Consider the following 17,599-nt stretch of genomic DNA (forward strand, 5'->3'; position numbering starts at 1 on the left):
GGGACGCCTGCGAGAGCGGGGATGTTTGGAAGGGGGAACGCAAATTGGCACAGATGTCCGCCATGGTCCTTCGCCGCCCCGGAACGCCGCTCGTCCCGGAGCAGCGCCCGATCCCGGCGCCCGGTCCCGGCGAGCTGCTGCTGCGCATCGAGGCCTGCGGAGTCTGCCGCACCGATCTGCACGTCGTCGACGGCGAGCTGACACAGACAAAGCTTCCGGTCATTCCGGGCCATGAGATCGTCGCCCGCGTGGAGGCGGCGGGGGCGGATGTCGCCGGCTTCGCGCCGGGCGCGCGCGTCGGCGCGCCGTGGCTCGGCCACACCTGCGGCCATTGCCCCTATTGCCTCAGCGCGCGCGAAAATCTCTGCGACGATCCGCTGTTCACCGGCTACACGGGCGACGGCGGCTACGCCACGCATATGGTCGCCGACGCCTCCTACTGTTTTCCCCTGCCGGAGAGCGCCGACGCCGCCACGCTGGCGCCGCTGCTCTGCGCCGGGCTCATCGGCTGGCGGACGTTGAAGATGGCGGGCGAGGCCCAGACCATCGGCATTTACGGGTTTGGCGCCGCCGCGCATATCATCGCGCAGGTCGCGATCCTGCAAGGCAGGCGCGTGCACGCCTTCGTGCGGCCGGGCGACGACGCGGCGGCGCAATTCGCCTTGTCGCTCGGCGCGGCGAGCGCGCAGGGGTCGGACGCGCCGTCGCCTGAAAAACTCGACGCGGCTCTGATCTTCGCCCCCGTCGGCGGGCTCGTGCCGACGGCGCTCGCGGCGGTGAAGAAAGGCGGCGCGGTGGTCTGTGGCGGCATCCATATGAGCGACATCCCGAGCTTTCCCTATGCGCGCCTGTGGGAGGAGCGCCGTCTCGTCTCGGTCGCCAATCTCACGCGTCAGGACGCGCGGGAATTTCTCTCGTTGGCGCCGACCCTGCCGCTGAGGATGCACAGCGTCTGCTACGCGCTCTCGCAGGCCAATGAGGCGCTGAGCGATCTGCGTGACGGCCGCCTGCAAGGCGCGGCGGTGCTCATTCCGTAACGACTCGCGGTAGCCCAGCGGCCAATTCGTCGACCGTCTCGAACACCGTCCGTGTCGCGTCGACGCGCCGCCATGACATCTCGCCCGTGTCTTTCGTCGCCTGCGCCTTCAGCACGTCGCCTGTCGCGTCCGATGCGTCATTGACGCGGCGGTCGACGCGGGCGAGCCGTTGCGCGAGATCGGCGTCGAGCCAGAAGCCTGTGAAGAGAGCCCCAGCGGCCCGCGCAGCCGCTTCGATGGCCGCGCGATCCGGCGCCCTGTCGAACACCGCCTCGGCGATCACCGGCCACCCCGCCCGCGCTGCGCGCGTGGCGGCGCCGACGAGTTCCTCATAGACCCGTGCGGACACCTCGCCGCGATAGGCGTCGGCCGGCAGCCGCTCGGTCGGCTGCGCGCCGAACAGGCGTTTGCGTATCCGGTCGCTGTTCAGGATGCGTGCGCCTGGCGCGGGCGCGTCGAGGCGGGGCGCCAGCGCCGCGGCGACGCTGGATTTGCCCGAGCCGCTGAAGCCGCCGATCGCGACGATCGCGCCATGCGGCTCTCGCAGCAAGGCGCGCGAGGCGTCGAAAAAGGCCCGCGCCGTGTCGTCATGGCCCTGCGACGCCTCGACATGCGCGCGGATCGTCGCGCGCAAGGACATGAAGACGGGCAGCAGGCGAAGCCCCTCGGCCTCATCTTCCGCGCGGGCGTCGAGATAGCGGTTGAAGGCGACATTGGCGTAGTCGGAAAGCCCCACGCGCCAAAGGTCCATCAGCAGAAACGCAATGTCGTACAGAACGTCGATTGTGGAAATATCGTCGGAAAATTCGATGCCGTCGAAGGGCGTCGGCTCGCCCTCATAGAGGCAGATATTGCGCAGATTGAGATCGCCATGGCAGGGCCGCACCTTGCCGTCGGCGCGCCGCGCCTCGATGAGCGGCGCGAGAGCGTCGAATGCGCGCCTCAGCGACGCGAGATGCGCCTCGATCTCCGCGATCGGCGCCGGCGGCGCCTGCCGCAGGCTCGCCTCCATGCTGTCGACGATGGCGCGCATCGCCGCCGCGCCGCCATGGGAGAAATCCGGCGCCGCCGCGTCATGCGCCCTGGCGACGCGACGCGCGAGGCGCTCGATGATGTCTTTCGTCAGCCGCCCCTTGCGCGCCATGTCGTCGAACAGCGCGTCGTCCGGAAAACGCCGCATCTCTACGATTGCGTCGACAAACGCGCCGGCGCCGTCGAGCGCGAGAGAGCCATCCGCCTCGCGGGTGATCCGCCGCACGCCGAGATATAGCGACGGGGCGAAGCGGCTGTTCAGTTGGACCTCCCGCTCGCACAAGGCGAGGCGACGCGCCGGCGTCGAGAAATCGAGATACGGCAGGCGCACGGCGCGCTTGAGCTTGTAAACGCGGTCCGCTCCGCGCAGCACGACGGAAATGTGAGTCGTGATCCGGTCCGTCACGCCAAGGCGGGTCGTCAGGAAGTCGACGACCTCCGATTGCGGCGCGGCCTGCGGGTTTGGGCGCTCGCTCATTCTTCGAAACGGTCGAAATAGGCGGTCTTGGCGAGATGCGCCAGGACCGCGTAGCTGATGAGGAACAGCCCGAGGGCCGGCCAATAGGTCGTCGGCAGCGGCGTGAAGCCGAAGACCGGCGCCAGCGACGAAAATGGCAGCGCGGCGCCGATCAGGCAGACGATGATCGTCGTCGCCAGCAGCGCGCCGCTGGCGCGGCTCTGGATGAAAGGAACTTTTCGCGTGCGGATGATGTGGATGATGAGCGTCTGGGTGAAGAGCGATTCCACGAACCAGCCGGTCTGAAACAGCTCCGGCTTGTTCCAGGCGCCGAAGGCGACGAGCATGAGCATGAAGGTCGCATAGTCGAAGATCGAGCTCACCGGCCCGAGATAGAGCATGAAACGCGCGATCCCGCCGATATTCCACTTGCGCGGCTCCTCCAGAAACTCCTCATCGACATTGTCGGTCGGGATGGCGGTCTGCGAGAAATCATAGAGGAGGCTGTTGGTAAGAATCTGGATGGGCGTCATCGGCAGAAACGGAAGGAACACGCTGGCGCCGAGCAGGCTGAACATGTTGCCGAAGTTGGAGCTGGCGCCCATGCGGATATATTTGAGGATGTTGGCGAAGACCTTGCGGCCTTCGATCACCCCGTCGTTCAGCACGGCCAGGCTTTTTTCGAGCAGGATCAGATCGGCGGACTCGCGCGCGATGTCGGTCGCCGTGTCGACCGAAATGCCGACGTCGCCCGCCTTGAGCGCCGGCCCGTCATTGATGCCGTCGCCGAGATAGCCGACGACATGGCCGCGCCGGCGCAGCGCCGAGACGACGCGCGCCTTCTGCGGCGGCGACAGTTTGGCGAAAACGGTGACGCCCGAGACGCGGGCGGCGAGCGTTTCGTCGTCCATGGCGTCGATCTCGGCGCCGAGCGCAAGGCCCTCGATGTTCAGGCCCACGTCGGCGCACACCTTGCGGGTGACGATCTCATTGTCGCCGGTCAGGATCTTGACCGATATGCCGGCCTTGCGAAGATCGGCGATGGCGCTCGCGGCGCTGTCCTTCGGCGGATCGAGAAAGGCGATGTAGCCCAGAAGCGTCAGCCCGATTTCGTCGGCGGCGGAGAAAACCTGCTGATCGCCGGAGACCTGCTTGTAGGCCACGGCGATGACGCGGAATCCGTCCGCGTTGAGCAGCGCCGTTTCACGTTTCGCCGTTTCGAGATGCGACAGATCGAGCAGCCCGCTGGAGTCGGCCGCTTCATAGCGGGTCGAGACCTCGAAAATCTCTTCGACGGCGCCCTTGCAGATCAGCAGGCGCGCGCCATCGTCGCCTTCGACGACGACGGAGAGACGGCGGCGCTCGAAGTCGAAGGGGATTTCGTCGATTTTCGTGAAATGATGCTGCGGCGCCAGTCTTTCCTCGATCTCCGCGTGCTGAAGCACGGCGATGTCGAGAAGATTGCGCAAGCCGGACTGAAAATGGCTGTTGATATAGGCGAATTCGAGAACGCGCGCCGAGTCCTCGCCATAGATGTCGAGATGCCGCTTGAGAATGATGCGGTCCTGCGTCAGCGTGCCGGTCTTGTCGGTGCACAGCACGTCCATGGCGCCAAAGTTCTGGATGGCGGAGAGGCGCTTGACGATCACCTTCTCTCGCGACAGGGCCATGGCCCCCTTGGCGAGATTGACCGTCACGATCATCGGCAGCATTTCCGGCGTGAGCCCCACGGCGACTGAAATGGCGAAGAGAAAGGCCGACAGCCAGTCGCCCTTGAACCAGCCGTTGATGAAGAACACGGCGGGCGCCATGACGGCCATGAAGGCGATCATCAGCCAGGTGAATTTTTTCACGCTTGCGTCGAAGGCGGTGGAGTCGTCCGCTTCGGTGATGCGGTCGGCGATCTGGCCGAAGATCGTGCTCGCGCCCGTCGCGACCACAACGGCCTCGCCATAGCCGCTGACGACATTCGAGCCCATGAAGGCAAGCGAGTCCGCCTCCAGCGGCTCGGCCGTTCGCGCGGGCGCGGCGAATTTCTCGACGGGCATGGACTCGCCGGTGAGCGTCGACTGATTGATGAACAGGTCCTTCGTCGCGAGGAGCCGCACGTCGGCCGGAATCATGTCGCCGGCGGTCAGGCGCACGATGTCGCCGGGCGCGAGGTCCTCGAGCGAGGTCTCGACAAAGGGATCGGCGCCGGCGTCCGGCCTGCGCACGGAGGCATGGGTGCGCACCATGGCGCGCAGCTTAGCGGCGGCGGCGTTGGCGCGATGCTCCTGCACGAAGGCGAGCAGCACGCTCAACACGACAATCGCCGAAATGACGATGGCCGAGCGCTGGTCGCTCAGCGCGAACGAGGCGGCGGCGAGCGTCAGCAGCAGGCCGTTGAGCGGATTGAAGACGTGGCGCGTGAGTTCGCGCAGGACGCCGGCGCCGTTTTCCTGCGCGACGCGGTTCGGCCCGAAGCGCCGCCGCCGCCGGGCCGCCTCGTCCTCCGTCAATCCCTCGCGCGTGGCGTCGAGCTCGCGCAGCAAGGCGTCGATCGGGGACGCGGCGGCGCGAGCGAGCGTCTGGCGCGCCGCATCGTCGCCGGGGATGAAGTTCATGGCTGGCCTCCCGAGCGTTCATCTTCGCGTAACGGCCTCAAGCTTAAGATCAAGTTTGCACGTGAACGAAAGCCGGGCATATGGTTCTTCAGCCGCACTCTTGTGATCCTGTCCCGGACCCCGGGACGCGGGAGATTATCACGGCTCTCGATTACAATCCCGATTTCAACTGGGCATGGGACAATTACAAGCGGGCCATCGTCGAGATCGCGAAGCGAAAGGGGTTGAATCGGCATTTGGAGATCGGCGGCGGTCGCGATCCGCTCTTCCTGCCGCAGGAAGTCGCAGCGCATGGTTTCGACGTGGCGCTCAACGATATTTCAGCCCGCGAGCTGTCTCTCGCTCCGCCAGGCTATAAGACCGTTCTCTGCGACATCGCGAGCCCGGAGGCGCCTGCCGTGCTGGGAGAAGGACTCTACGATCTCGCCTACTGCCGCATGGTCATGGAGCATGTTCCCGACGTCGCGCGCATGTGGGAGAACATCGCCCATGCTCTGGCGCCGGGCGGCGTCGCCTTCGCTTTTTTCCCGACGCTCTATGCGCCGCCCTATGTGCTCAATCGGCTTATCCCCGAGACGCTCTCCCGCTGGCTGGTCGAAACCGTTTTTCCCGACCGAAAGGAGGAGGGCGACAACCCTAAGTTTCCCGCCTATTACGATTGTTGCTTCAGCTCGGAAGAAAAGATCGTTCCGCTGCTGAAGCGGGCGGGCTTCTCTGACATCGTGGTTTTGCCCTTCTGGGGGTACGGCTACTTCCAAAAATTTCCGCTTGTGCGGCGCATTGACGCCGCCTTCACGAAACTGGCCCGTGCGCGGGGCTGGAGGGCGGTTTCAAGTTTCGCCTATGTCATCGCCGTCAAGTGACATGCGCATCATCATCCTGAACGACCACGCCCATATCAATGGCGGCGCCGCCAGGGTCGCCATCGACAGCGCGAAAGGGTTCGCGCGGCGCGGGCGCAGGGTCACTTTCTTTGCGGCCGTCGGTCCGGTCGAGCCGAGCCTGATCGAGGCGGGCGTCGAGGGCGTGCTGCTGGATCAGCCCGATGTCCTCACCGCCGCCTCGCTTGCGCGCTTTGGCGCGCAATGGCTGTGGAATCGCGCGGCTGCGTCGCGACTCGCCGCGCTTCTGTCCGGCTGCGACCCGAGGGGCACGATCGTCCATGTGCATGGCTGGGCGAAGGCGCTGTCGCCCTCGATCGGGATGGCCCTGCGCCAAGCCCCGCTTCCGGTCGTGCAAACGCTGCACGACTATTCTCTCGCCTGCCCCAATGGCGGCTTCTACGATCACGGCGCCGCGCGCAATTGCGGCCGCGCGGCCATGTCGACGGGTTGCGTCCTGCATAATTGCGATTCACGCGGCTACCATCGCAAACTCATGCGGGTCGGCCGCCATGCTCTCATGCGCCACGCCTCCGGGCTGCCGCAGACGGCGCGCCATGTCATCGTCCTGTCGCGGCTTCAGGAAGACGCGATCGCGCCCTATCTGCCGCGCGCTGTGTTTCACAGGGTCAACAATCCGATCGACGTGACGGACGCCGGCCCCAGAGGCGCGGCGGCGCCGGGCGATTTCCTCTTCGTGGGGCGGCTCTCCGCCGAGAAAGGCGCGCGCTATTTCGCCCAGGCCGCGCGGCTTGCCGGCGTCGCGCCGGTTTTCATCGGCGACGGGCCGGAGCGCGAGGCGCTTGCGCGAGACTTTCCCGAGGCGCGTTTTCTCGGCTGGCTCCCGCCCGAGGCCGTGCGGGCGCACATGCGTGGCGCGCGGGCGCTGGTGTTTCCCTCGGTCTGGTACGAAGGCCAGCCGCTCACCATCTATGAATCGCTCGCGCTCGGCGCGCCCGTCATCGTCAGCGACATTTGCGCCGGGCGCGAGGCGGTGAAGGACGGGGAGACTGGTTTCTGGTTCGAATCCGGCGATGCGGCGTCTCTTGCGGAAAAGATGAATGCACTGAAGGACGACGCCCGCGCGCGGCGCATGTCGGACGCGGCCCATGCCGCCTATTGGGCCAATCCATTGACGCTCGACCGGCATCTCGACGCCGTGGCGTCCGTTTACGAGGCGGTCCGCGCCGACGTCACCTGGGCGCGCGCATGAAAATCGCCGTCGCCATCGCCACGACGGGGCGGCCAACAGTCGTTGGGGAGGCGCTGTCGCGTCTGATGCGCCTCTCCCCCGCGCCCGATCCTGCGCTGGTGGTAGGGGCCTCGTCCGAGGATGCGCCGCCCCAACTCCACGGCGCCAGTTTTGTCGTCTGTCCGGTAAAAGGCTTGTGCGCGCAGCGCAACCACGCGCTCGATCTCATCGGCGACGATGCGGATGTGGTCGTCTTCGTCGACGACGATTACGCGCCCGCGCCGGGCTTTGTCGAAGGCGTCGAACGTCTTTTTTCCGGTCATGCCGATATTGTCGCCGCCTCCGGCGAACTCATCGCCGACGGCGTGACGCGCGGCGGCTTCACGTTCGAGCAAGCGGACGCGCTCATCGCCGCCTGGCGCGCGCCTCACACGCCATACATCCGGGAGTCGACCGGCGCATATGGCTGCAACATGGCGTACCGCCTCGCGGCGGCGCCGCATCTGCGGTTCGATGAGGCTCTGCCGCTCTACGGCTGGCTCGAGGACACCGATTTCTCGGCGCGCTACGCGCGCTTCGGCCGCGTCGTGCGCAGCAACCTGTTCGCGGGCGTCCATCTCGGCGTGCGGTCGGGGCGGGTGTCCGGCCTGCGGCTGGGCTATTCGCAGATCGCCAATCCTCTCTATCTGCTGCGCAAGGGCACGGCGACGCCCGCCTTCGCGCTGACGCTCGCCGCGCGCAACATGTCCGCCAATGTGCTCAAATCCATCCGGCCCGAGCCGGAGATCGACAGGCGCGGGCGGCTTCGCGGCAATCTGCTGGCGTTGGCGGACGTCCTGCGCGGCCGCGCCGACCCCAGACGAATTTTTACTCTCTAGACGTTTTCCAGCCGCGATTGCTCCTCGCTCAGACGCGCGCGCGCGACGCCGCGCAGGCCCGCCACGTCGAGCGCATAGGCGAGCGCGGCGTATATGGCCGCGCCCATCCCGATCTGAAGCGCAAGGGTCGTCGCGCCGGGGGGCAATCCGCGCAGCACGAGCCCCGTCGCAAGCATGGCGCCTGTCGCCGCCGCGGCGCCGAGAATGTCGCGCGCGCGCGGCCACATGGGCTCGAGAAGAAAGAGCATCGCGACGAGGGCGACAAGGCCGCTCATGCTCGAAATCGATTGCGCCAGAGCGAAGCGCGTTGCGTCGGCGGTCGGCGGCAGAAGCGCGAGCGCCAGGAAATCGGCGAAGAACGCGATGAAGGCCGCAAGGACGAGCGGCGTGAGCCGATGGGCGAGCTGAAAGGCAGTGTTGACGCCGTAATTCATCATCGCGAAGGCGAACAGGCCGGGCGTCATCAGCGTGAAATACCGCCCATAGGCGCCGCGAAAGCTTTCCGGCACGAATAGCGCCTCGAAGCTCGGCAGGATCAGCCAGGCGCCCGCCACCGCCGGCAGAACGATGGCGAAGACGGCGCCGAGGTTGCGCGAGATCTGCGCGCGCGCCGCCTCGGCGCCGTCTGTCTGTTCCGCGCGCACGGCGATCTGGAACAGGACGACGTCGATCGCCGAACCAATGGCGCCGACGATGCGCACGCCGGTCTCGAAGGCGAGCGAGAGAAGCCCGACCTGAGCGAATCCATCCACGTGCGAGAGCAGCGTGCGATTGGCGAGCGGCACGAGCTGATAGAGAACGGCGGCGAAGATGATCGGCAGGCCATAGGCGAGAAAGCGGCGCATCAACGCGCCTTCGCTCCGCCCGAAGCCGGTGTCGGGTTCCATGAGCGTCCTGCGTCCGGCGACAAGGCATCCCGCGACGGAAATCATCATGCCGACGAGCGCCACTTTGGCCGAATGGAACAGGAAGGCGCCGCCGACCGTCAGCAACAGCGCCAGACTGTTCTTGGCGATGACCAGCACCGCATAGGCGCGGTCCTGAAAGCGCGCCCTGACGATCGCCGTGGCGAAGTCGAACAGCGCATTGGCGAGCGAGACGCCGATTGCGAGCGCCGCGAGATCGGAGGCGATCGGCAAGGCGGGCCGCAGCGTCCAGATCGCCAGCGCGAGAACAACCGCGACAGCGGCCAGCGCGGCGAAGGCAGAGTCGAGTGTGGCGCGGATCTGGGGGCGCTCGCGCCGGTCGCGCTCGGAATAAAAGCGCGTGGCGGCGAGGCGGAGCCAGTCGAAGACCAGCGTCTGCACGACCACGGCGATGGCGAGCGCCAGCATGAAGCGGCCATATTCCGACGGCCCCAGCGCCTTCGCGACGAGCAGGCCGACGGCGAAGTTCAGCAGGCTGTTGAGCAGGAACGGCAGGATCAGGCGCATGACGCGCCTCCGCCGCCAGCGCGGCTTGCGCGCCTCAAAGCTGGAACCTCAGGCCGACGAGATAGACATTGGCTGTGTAATCGGCGTTCGCATAGGAGGAGTCGAGCCGCTCGTGCATGTAGCTCGCGCGCAGGGAGACGGAGCGGGTGACCTTGTATTCGAGCTTGACGCCCAGATTGGCGCCGCGCTCGCGCACATTCGCGCCCTGGTAGTCGTTGGTGAAATAGCTGCCGGTGAGCGTCACGTTGAGATTGCGCATCAGGTCGTGTGACAGCGTGGCGGTGACGGCGCGGCTGAGCGCGCCGGCGGCGTTGGCGAGCGTCGTTTCATTCAGCGCCGTGGAGCCGCGCAGCGTCACGGTCGTCAGCGGCGAGGGCGTGTAGATCAGCGCGGCGTCGACGACGGGGCCGCGCAACGCCGGCAGGCGCGGGTCCTGATAGTCGCGCTGCCCATAGCCGCCCGAAACCTCGCCCTTCACCAAAGCCGTGACATTGATTTCGCCGCCGCCGCGCACGATGAAGCCCGTGCTGTCGCGGTAGAAGCCGTTGAAGTCGGTCGGCGAGTCGTGCACGCGCCGGTCGATCGTTCCCTCGATGAAGGGCTTGAGATCCGGCGTCGCCTCATAGGACGCGCGCAACAGCGCGCCAAAGTCATTGTAGCTCGTGCGCGCCAGTTCGAGCGTCGTTCCGTCGGAATAGGCGGCGTTCTGATACCAGACGCGGTCATAGGTTCCACGCAGGGAGACCGCGAGGCGGCCGAATTTCTGCGTCGCGCCCGCCTGTGTCCCCACGCCGAGCGTCACCGGCCGGCTGGTGACATAGACATTCTGCTGGCCCGACGACAGGGAGGGCGCGCCGGGACGCAGCGTGTCGAGCGCCATCTTGCCCAGGAGATCGAGCGATGTGTCGCGTGTCACGTCGTAACGGGCGGCCATCTGGCCGCTGGCGTCGGGCCGGCTCGCCTTCTGGTAGTCGAAATATTCCGAATAGCCGCCGCGCAACTCGCCTTCGAGATTGTGCCGCGACCAGTCGGACTTCACCTTCACCCCGCCCTCGCCGCGAAAGAAGGAGGAAGGGCGCGGATTGAAATCGGGCGCGAGGCGGTTCGGATTGTCGTCATAGCCGCCGCTCGCCTGCACATAAGGCGAGAAGATCACGGAGCCGAGCGAGACGCCGGGGGGATCATAGGGGTTCTGTTCGACTTTCGGTTTCGGCTTCGGCTTCGGATCGGGCGCAGGCTGTACGGCGACGGTCACGGGCGGCGGCGGGACGAAGGCGTCGACGCGCGCAGGGCGCCGCCGGACGGCCGTCTTCGACACGAAGGACGTGGCGTAGGGCTCGAGCGGCGGCAGCGCGGTCTTGGGCGAAAAGGGCCGCGGATAGGGAAGGCGCGCGGGCGGATAGGGCTTCGGCTGTCGCGTCCCGGGCGGGCCGTAACTGGCGGCGGTGGAGACCGGCGGGTCCGTCTCGCGGAGCGGGCCGCGCATCAGCGGCGCGTCATCGGCAGGGATGGCGAGATCGAGGTCGCCCGGCGCGGCGCTGGCGCGGTGGGGCGCGGCGGATGGCGACGGCGACGCAAGGGGGCGAAGAGCGCCTTGCGGGGAGGCGGGGGACTTCGGGCGGGCGGATTGCGCGCCCGCCGGGGTCATGGCCTGCGCCGTCAGGACCGCGCCGAGCGCGGCGAGAGCAACCCGCAGTTTTCCAGACGGCACGACATCCCTCGCCAAGGCGCCGGGCCGGGCGGGGCCAGCGTCGTCTCAAGCGTTAGGGCGGCATGGTTAACGTCAGCTTAGCAGTCGCTCACTCCATGCCCAGCGCGGCGAGGTAGAGACCGAGAATCTCCTCTTCTTCCTGACGCTTGTGCTTGTCCTGCTTGCGCAGCGACACGATTTTGCGCATGACCTTGGGGTCGAAGCCCGTGCCCTTCGCCTCGGCGTAGACATCCTTGATGTCGTCGGCGATGGCCTTCTTTTCTTCTTCGAGCTTCTCGATTCGCTCGATGAAAGCCGTCAGATGGCCGCCGTCGACGCCGTTCGTGTCCATGGTGCTGTCCTGTGAGGGTTGCGCCGGGCAGGTTTGTTCACCGGCTGTTTCCTGCGAGGCTTGCGACAGCTTCGTGACCTCGTCAAGGCGCGTCCCGGCCTAATCCCCGCAATCCAAGGGCCGCAAAAAACGGCCGGGAGGCGGCCAGCGTCTTGAAAGCCCCGCCTGCGCGTCCGACATTGCCGGAACCGGGCCGCTGGGTCCGGCCTCGGGGCCAAAGGCCTCGGATCTGGAGCAGGCATATGGACGGCGAGCGCGATTTTCGGAGCGGTGATCAGGGCGGGACGCCCTATGCGCGGGCGCCGCAACAGCCCCCCTATATTCCCGCCGCGGCGCTCGACGGCGTGCGGACGCGGCGGATCATGGCGGTCGGCCTCGACTTCATCCTCGTCTCGATCCTGGCGGCGGCGCTGTTCTTCGCGCTGTTCATTCTGAGCTTCGGCATGTCGGCGCTGCTGCTGCCGCCGCTCTTCCCGCTCGTCGCCTTCTTCTACAACGGCCTCACCGTCTCGGGCTGGCGCATGGCGACGCCGGGGATGGCCTTCATGGATCTGGAGATGCGCACCATGCAGGGCGCGCCCGTGCCGTTCCTCCAGGCGGCCGTCCACGCGGTGCTGTTTTATGTCACCTGGATGTTTCCGCCGCTCTTCCTCGTCAGTTTCGTCACGAGCGACAAGCGCTGTCTTCACGACATGTTGGCGGATGTGATCGTGCTGCGCCGCGCCTATTGAAAAAGAGAGGTTGGCCCGTCGCCGCCTGACGCCCTATTCTCGAAAGATATGAGCCACAGAACGAGACGAGCGTGACCAGAGAGCCTCGCGACGCGCCGCAGTTCTACCTGACCTCGCCGGCGCCTTGCCCGTATCTTCCGGGGCGGGCGGAGCGCAAGGTGTTCACCCATCTGATCGGCCTGCGCGCGCCCGCGCTGAACGATTCCCTGACGCAGGCCGGCTTCCGCCGGTCGCAGACGATCGCCTACCGGCCAGCCTGCGAGCAGTGCCGGGCCTGCGTTTCGGTGCGCGTCAAGATCGCGGAATTCGTTCCGACGCGCGGCTTGCGGCGAATCCTGCGCCGCAATGCGGGCGTCTCCGGCGAGGCGCGCCCCGCCCGCGCCACTCCCGAGCAATATGCGCTGTTTCGACGCTACGTCGGCGCGCGTCACGCCGACGGCGGCATGGCCGACATGAGCATGGTCGACTATCAGATGATGGTCGAGGACAGCCATGTGGACACGCGGCTGATCGAATACCGGCTGCCCGCCGACGCGCCGGGCAATGACGCCGACCGCCTCGTCGCCTGTTGCCTGACCGACCGGCTCGCGGACGGCCTGTCGATGGTCTATTCCTTCTACGAGCCCGAGATGGAGGCGCGCTCGCTCGGCGCCTTCATGATTCTCGACCATATGGATCGCGCGAGAGCGGCGGGGCTGCCGCATCTCTACCTCGGCTACTGGGTCGAGGGCTCGCGCAAGATGGCCTACAAGGCCCGCTTTCTGCCGCAGGAGCGGCTCGGCCCCGAGGGCTGGATACGGGTGGGGTAAGCCGCGCGTTCACATTTGCGTAACCATGTTTAAAAAGGCCCCGGTAAGGTAACTTTTTCGCAACGCGCGGCGGGCGATGGTTGCCGCCGAAGAGGCCCGCCATGATTGTCGCCTGCGTCGCTCTTGTCCTGTTCGCGCTCGCCGCCGCGCTGCTCCTGGGCAGCCGCCGCCGCCTGCTCGCGCTCGACGCGCAGTGCGACGCCGCCGCCGCGGAGGTCGAGGCGGAGCTTTCTCGCCTGCACGCGTTTCTGCCGCCGCTCGTTGGTCTCATGCGGGCGTTCGCCCCCGCCGAGCGCGAGGCGGTCGAGATCGTCGCCAGGGCCCATGTGGCCGCGCAGCGCGCGCCGTCGCCGCAGGCCCGGCTTCTGGCGGAGACCCGGCTGGCCGATGGCGTCCATGAGCTGATCGCCCGGGCGCAGGGCGTCGGGCCGATCAGAAGTCTTCAGGATTTCAGCGCCCTGCGCGTCGAGATGGAGGAGGCGGAGCGCCGGCTCCTGGCCGCCCGCCGCAGGCTGAGCGCCGCGACCCACGCCTATAATGAGGCGCTCGGCCGTTTTCCTGAAAGCCTGTTCGCCATGCGGCTGGGCCTCGCGCCGCGTGCCTTTTACGACATTGGCGTGGAACGCATGTCCGGGGAGGAAATGGCCTGACTGGCCTGGGCTTGGCGGCTTCGCCATAAAATGGCCGGTTGTTTGAGCCTTGTTAAGGTTAAAGCAGACAATATCTGGTAAGCGCCGAGCGGCGTGGCTGTCAGCCGCGCCCCCAGACCTTTTCCCACCGAGGCCGCGGCGGCCGCGCATGGAGCGACTGGTGCAAAAAATCGCGATCCTACCGCTTTCCTTGACGCTTGCGCTTGGCGCGGCGACGCCCGGGCGCGCAGAGACCGGGCAGGCCGAATGGGCCCAGCGCTATGACGCCGACGCCCGTCTCACGGTCGCGCGCTCGACGACCCCGATTCTCTCCGAGGGGACAGTCGCGGCGACCGAGGCGGCGATCGAGCGCTACCGCCAGATCGTCGACGGCGGCGGCTGGCCGGTTGTTCCCAATCAGCAATTGCGGCTCGGCTCCAACAGCCCGGCCGTGTCGGCGCTGCGACGCCGCCTGATCGTCTCTGGCGATATCGGCCACGAGACCGGCACCAGCCCGATCTTCGATTCCTATGTCGAGGCGGCGGTGCGCCGCTTTCAGGCCCGCCATGGCATCATCGAGACCGGCGTCGTCAACCAGCAGACGCTCAATGCGCTGAACGTTCCGGCCGACACCCGCCTGCGCCAACTCGAGACGAATCTCGTGCGCCTGCGCAGCTTCTCGCACGATCTCGGCAATCGTTACGTCACCGCCAACATCCCGGCCGCACAGGTCGAGACGGTCGAAAACGGGCAGGTCGTCACCCATCACATCGCCGGCGTCGGCAAGATCGACCGCCAGTCGCCGGTGATGCAGACCAAGGCCTATCAGATCAATTTCAACCCGTTCTGGACGGTGCCCGCCTCGGTGATCCGCAAGGATCTGATCCCCAAGATGCAGGCGGACTCCAATTACCTGCGCGACAATCACATCCGCGTCTATGACAAGGATGGTCAGGAGTTGCAGCCGGAGCAGATCAACTGGCGCTCTCTCGACGCGCTCAATTACAAGTTCCGGCAGGACATCGGCGGCGACTTCAATTCGCTCGGCGTGGTGCGCATCGACATCGCCAACCCTTATGGCGTCTATATGCACGATACGCCGGCCAAGGGCGTCTTCGGCGACGACTTCCGCTTCGTCTCCTCGGGCTGCATCCGCCTTCAGAACGTGCGCGACTATGTCGCCTTCCTGCTGCGCGACACGCCCGGCTGGGATCGCGACGCCATCGACCGCGCCATCGCCTCGGGCGAACGCATCGACGTGAAGATCAATCCCGCCGTGCCGGTCTACTGGGTTTACATCACCGCCTGGGGCACGCCCGACGGCATCACCCAGTTCCGCGAGGACATTTATCAGCGCGACGGCCTGAATGCGCCGCGTCTGGCGGATGCGCCGGATTTCTCCCAGACGCCCGTGACGCAACAGGCGTCGGCGCCGCAGGCCTCCGGTCCCCAGCCCGCCGGTCCGCATTCGGTGCGCAGCGAGCCTCTGCTGCCGCGCGACGACGAGAATTGATGACGCGCGGGCGCTGATTCGCGAGGTTCCCCACTCCCGCAGGGCTCCGCCTTGCGGGCGAGGGGGCGGCGCCTAAAACAGGATGTTCGCGAACAGTCTCAGATTGCGGCCGGGCAGCAGCACCTCGTCCTTGCGGAACGACACGCTGTTGCGCATGTCCGCATTGAGCAGATTATTGCCGGACAGGCCGAGCGTCATTTCGCGCCCCAGCGGCGAGTCCTTGCCGAAGGTCACCCGGTAGGACAGTTCGGCCTTGAGCAGATCATATCCCCGCGTTGGCGTTTCTCCCGTTGCGGCGATGGCGTTTTGCGCAAAGGCGTGGAGCAGGGTGGCCCGCGCCAGCCAATTGGCGTCGCGCCAGAACAGGCCCCCGCCCAGCCGCGCCGGCGGCATGCGGGGCACATTGCCCCCGCCTGTAAAGCTCGCCCTCACGACATCTGCCTGCGTCTCGACCCCGAAGGTCCCGCCCCAAAGCGGCGCGACGTCGAGCTGGCTTTGGAATTCGCCGCCCCGGAACACGGCGTTGCGCTGGGCGTAGAAGGCCTGCGCGAGGTCGCCCCCCGCCCCGAAGGGCGTGCAGGTGATGAAGCCCGATCCGCAGCTCTCTCCCGTCAGGTTGCGGAAGATGAAATTATCGAAGGCCGTGTAGAACAGGCTGGCCTCGAATCGCAGCGGCCCCGGCGCGCGGCGCAGGGCGATCTCGACCGTCCTGGCGCCCTCGATCTTCAACCGGGGATCGCCGATGTCGAAGGTTCCCGTCGCGTCATGCGCGCCGCGAGAAAACAGCTCGGCGGCGCGCGGGGCGCGCTGGACATATTGCGCCGTGAGGCTCGCCACCATGTCCTGCGGCAGGTTCTGGAGAAAGCCCAACGCGCCGCTGACGGGCAGGAAGCCACGGTCGCGGGGAATCGAGAAACCCGGATTGATCTGGATGTCCGGCATGGAGCCGGTGATTTGCGCATGTTCCAGACGACCCGCGAACTCCATGCGCTGCGTGGCGTTGAAGGTCAGTTCGTTGAAGAGAAATCCCGCCACGCCGCGCGTGCGGTTGGGATCGAACAGCCCGCCTTCCAGCCCTGGCGCGGTCAGGATCTGATGCGTCCCCTGAAAGCCGAAAGAGGTTTTCAGCGTCCCGATCGGCAGAACGACCGGCTTGAGCAGCGTCTCGACCCGCGTCTCCAACTCCTGATTGGTGAAAATCTGCTGGACCCCGTCGACGCCGTCGACATTGCCGAGTTCATTGTGCTTGTAATCGCCGATCCCCATCCAGAAGCGGATCAGGTCCACCGTGTCGGATCGTGGGCGGAATTCGCCCCGGCCGGCGATGCGCGTCTGACGCATGTCGATGCGCGTGTTCGTGGCCGTCGGCTCGATTCCGGGAATATGATAGCGGCTGTCGAACTGGGTGATTGAAACGCCGATGAAGCCGCCGCTCTCCAGCAGCCAGCTTCCGCCGAGCGAGGCCGCCCCCATGCGCATGGCCGAATTGGGCTGGCGGCCGTAGACGGGCGGCGGCGGATCGGGCGGCGCGAGATAGGGATAGGCGGGAATGGCGTAGTCGCCGGCGCGGCGGCCGGTCACATCGGCGTGCAGGAGGACGTTCCCGCGACCCGCGTCGAGAAGCGTCGCGTTCTCCAGCGCGCCGTCGACCGTCGATGCGGCCGCGCGGGTTTCGAGCGCCGCGCAACCCGCATCGCGAAACAGCGCGGCGTCGGCGCAGGGCGGCCGGTCGGGGATGCGATTGTTTTCGACGCTCACCACGCCGCCCATGGCCGCCGCGCCCCAGCGCAGGGTCGCAGGCCCGCGGATCACCTCGACGCGGTTGGCGCCGAGCGGATCGAGCGGGACGCCATGGTCCTCGCCCAGTTCCGAGGCGCCGCTCGCGCCGAGGCCGTTCTCCTGAACGCGCACGCGATAATTATCGAGGCCGCGCACGATGGGACGGCTGGCGGCGCCCGGCGCATAGCTCGACCCGGTGACGCCCGGCTTGTCGAAAAGCAGATCGCCCAGCGTCGAACCGGGCAATCGCCGCAGCTCTTCTTTCGGCATGACCAGCACGGTTCCGAACCGGTCCGCGACAATGGGAAGCTCGCCGCGCGCCGGCGCCTGCGCGATGGGCGAGGACGGCGGCGGGGCGACGGCGGGCCTCGGCGGGGAGGGGGCGGGTCGGCGGGTCTGAGCGGCGACTTTCGCGGCGCGGCGCGGGGCGCCGCCCACGCTGATCGTCGGCAGGGACTGCTGCGCCTGGGCGAAGAGGGGGATGAGAACGAGCGCGGCGGCTCCCGGGAGCGCCCGGCGCCGGGGCGCGCCGGCCCATGGCGTCGTCGCGCGGGCGGCCGGGCGTGTGGGGACCGACGGT

At 67.2% G+C, this 17,599-nt stretch carries 14 protein-coding genes; 8 read left to right on the forward strand and 6 right to left on the reverse strand.

The window, feature by feature from the left end:
• The first annotated feature begins 53 nt into the window (after positions 1 to 53).
• Positions 54 to 1,037 (forward strand): zinc-dependent alcohol dehydrogenase family protein, encoded by a 984-nt coding sequence (locus ACR652_RS04320; protein WP_434505397.1) that lies wholly within the window; start codon positions 54 to 56, stop codon positions 1,035 to 1,037.
• On the opposite strand, the gene ACR652_RS04325 is transcribed toward ACR652_RS04320, so the two are convergent.
• The gene (locus ACR652_RS04325; protein ID WP_434505290.1) at positions 1,027 to 2,547 is read right to left on the reverse strand and encodes an AAA family ATPase; all 1,521 of its coding nucleotides are present in this window, start codon (positions 2,545 to 2,547) and stop codon (positions 1,027 to 1,029) included. The genes ACR652_RS04320 and ACR652_RS04325 overlap by 11 nt on opposite strands.
• Positions 2,544 to 5,132, reverse strand: coding sequence for a magnesium-translocating P-type ATPase (gene mgtA, locus ACR652_RS04330; RefSeq protein ID WP_434505291.1), 2,589 nt, complete (start codon positions 5,130 to 5,132; stop codon positions 2,544 to 2,546). The genes ACR652_RS04325 and mgtA overlap by 4 nt, the downstream gene beginning before the upstream one ends.
• Before the next feature lie 80 nt (positions 5,133 to 5,212).
• Here mgtA and ACR652_RS04335 point away from each other — a divergent pair, with 80 nt between their 5' ends.
• From ACR652_RS04335 to ACR652_RS04345, 3 genes are read left to right on the forward strand one after another with little or no spacing between them, the layout of a single operon-like run.
• Positions 5,213 to 5,995 carry a class I SAM-dependent methyltransferase gene (locus ACR652_RS04335; protein WP_434505292.1) on the forward strand — a complete coding sequence of 261 codons (783 nt, stop codon included), beginning with the start codon at positions 5,213 to 5,215 and terminating at the stop codon, positions 5,993 to 5,995.
• 1 nt (position 5,996) lies between these two features.
• Entirely contained in the window at positions 5,997 to 7,226 is a 1,230-nt protein-coding gene (locus ACR652_RS04340) for a glycosyltransferase family 4 protein (RefSeq protein ID WP_434505293.1), read from the forward strand.
• Positions 7,223 to 8,083, forward strand: a complete 861-nt coding sequence (locus ACR652_RS04345) for a glycosyltransferase family 2 protein (RefSeq protein WP_434505294.1) — start codon at positions 7,223 to 7,225, stop codon at positions 8,081 to 8,083. The genes ACR652_RS04340 and ACR652_RS04345 overlap by 4 nt, the downstream gene beginning before the upstream one ends.
• Here the strand turns inward: ACR652_RS04345 and ACR652_RS04350 are convergent.
• From ACR652_RS04350 to ACR652_RS04360, 3 genes are all read right to left on the reverse strand, one after another.
• Positions 8,080 to 9,516, reverse strand: a complete 1,437-nt coding sequence (locus tag ACR652_RS04350) for a lipopolysaccharide biosynthesis protein (RefSeq protein WP_434505295.1) — start codon at positions 9,514 to 9,516, stop codon at positions 8,080 to 8,082. The genes ACR652_RS04345 and ACR652_RS04350 overlap by 4 nt on opposite strands.
• 34 nt (positions 9,517 to 9,550) lie before the next feature.
• Positions 9,551 to 11,227 carry an outer membrane beta-barrel protein gene (locus ACR652_RS04355; RefSeq protein WP_434505296.1) on the reverse strand — a complete coding sequence of 559 codons (1,677 nt, stop codon included), beginning with the start codon at positions 11,225 to 11,227 and terminating at the stop codon, positions 9,551 to 9,553.
• Between the two features lie 88 nt (positions 11,228 to 11,315).
• Positions 11,316 to 11,558 (reverse strand): DUF2312 domain-containing protein, encoded by a 243-nt coding sequence (locus ACR652_RS04360; protein WP_434505297.1) that lies wholly within the window; start codon positions 11,556 to 11,558, stop codon positions 11,316 to 11,318.
• Positions 11,559 to 11,800: 242 nt separating this feature from the next.
• On the opposite strand from ACR652_RS04360, the gene ACR652_RS04365 reads away from it, so the two are divergent.
• The 4 genes from ACR652_RS04365 (at position 11,801) to ACR652_RS04380 (ending at position 15,240) form a co-directional block, all read left to right on the forward strand.
• Positions 11,801 to 12,289: an RDD family protein gene (locus tag ACR652_RS04365; RefSeq protein ID WP_434505298.1), complete on the forward strand. Its 489-nt coding sequence runs from the start codon at positions 11,801 to 11,803 to the stop codon at positions 12,287 to 12,289.
• A 71-nt stretch (positions 12,290 to 12,360) separates the two neighbouring features.
• Positions 12,361 to 13,098 carry an arginyltransferase gene (locus ACR652_RS04370; RefSeq protein ID WP_434505299.1) on the forward strand — a complete coding sequence of 246 codons (738 nt, stop codon included), beginning with the start codon at positions 12,361 to 12,363 and terminating at the stop codon, positions 13,096 to 13,098.
• Positions 13,099 to 13,199: 101 nt separating this feature from the next.
• A complete protein-coding gene (locus tag ACR652_RS04375) occupies positions 13,200 to 13,748 on the forward strand; it encodes a LemA family protein (RefSeq protein WP_434505300.1) in 549 nt (182 codons plus the stop codon).
• A 148-nt stretch (positions 13,749 to 13,896) separates the two neighbouring features.
• A complete protein-coding gene (locus tag ACR652_RS04380) occupies positions 13,897 to 15,240 on the forward strand; it encodes a L,D-transpeptidase family protein (RefSeq protein WP_434505301.1) in 1,344 nt (447 codons plus the stop codon).
• Between the two features lie 72 nt (positions 15,241 to 15,312).
• Here the strand turns inward: ACR652_RS04380 and ACR652_RS04385 are convergent, their stop codons facing one another.
• On the reverse strand, positions 15,313 to 17,502 hold the full coding sequence (locus ACR652_RS04385) for a TonB-dependent receptor (protein WP_434505398.1): 2,190 nt from the start codon (positions 17,500 to 17,502) through the stop codon (positions 15,313 to 15,315).
• Positions 17,503 to 17,599 lie beyond the last annotated feature (97 nt).

Origin of the sequence: Methylocystis sp. (assembly GCF_051061225.1) — a bacterium.
GTDB lineage: Bacteria > Pseudomonadota > Alphaproteobacteria > Rhizobiales > Beijerinckiaceae > Methylocystis.

Coding starts and splice junctions, on each gene's coding strand:
- ACR652_RS04320 (WP_434505397.1), top strand. CDS start 54: ATGTCCGCCATGGTCCTTCGCCGCCCCGGAACGCCGCTCGTCCCGGAG.
- ACR652_RS04325 (WP_434505290.1), bottom strand. CDS start 2,547: ATGAGCGAGCGCCCAAACCCGCAGGCCGCGCCGCAATCGGAGGTCGTC.
- mgtA (WP_434505291.1), bottom strand. CDS start 5,132: ATGAACTTCATCCCCGGCGACGATGCGGCGCGCCAGACGCTCGCTCGC.
- ACR652_RS04335 (WP_434505292.1), top strand. CDS start 5,213: ATGGTTCTTCAGCCGCACTCTTGTGATCCTGTCCCGGACCCCGGGACG.
- ACR652_RS04340 (WP_434505293.1), top strand. CDS start 5,997: ATGCGCATCATCATCCTGAACGACCACGCCCATATCAATGGCGGCGCC.
- ACR652_RS04345 (WP_434505294.1), top strand. CDS start 7,223: ATGAAAATCGCCGTCGCCATCGCCACGACGGGGCGGCCAACAGTCGTT.
- ACR652_RS04350 (WP_434505295.1), bottom strand. CDS start 9,516: ATGCGCCTGATCCTGCCGTTCCTGCTCAACAGCCTGCTGAACTTCGCC.
- ACR652_RS04360 (WP_434505297.1), bottom strand. CDS start 11,558: ATGGACACGAACGGCGTCGACGGCGGCCATCTGACGGCTTTCATCGAG.
- ACR652_RS04365 (WP_434505298.1), top strand. CDS start 11,801: ATGGACGGCGAGCGCGATTTTCGGAGCGGTGATCAGGGCGGGACGCCC.
- ACR652_RS04375 (WP_434505300.1), top strand. CDS start 13,200: ATGATTGTCGCCTGCGTCGCTCTTGTCCTGTTCGCGCTCGCCGCCGCG.
- ACR652_RS04380 (WP_434505301.1), top strand. CDS start 13,897: ATGGAGCGACTGGTGCAAAAAATCGCGATCCTACCGCTTTCCTTGACG.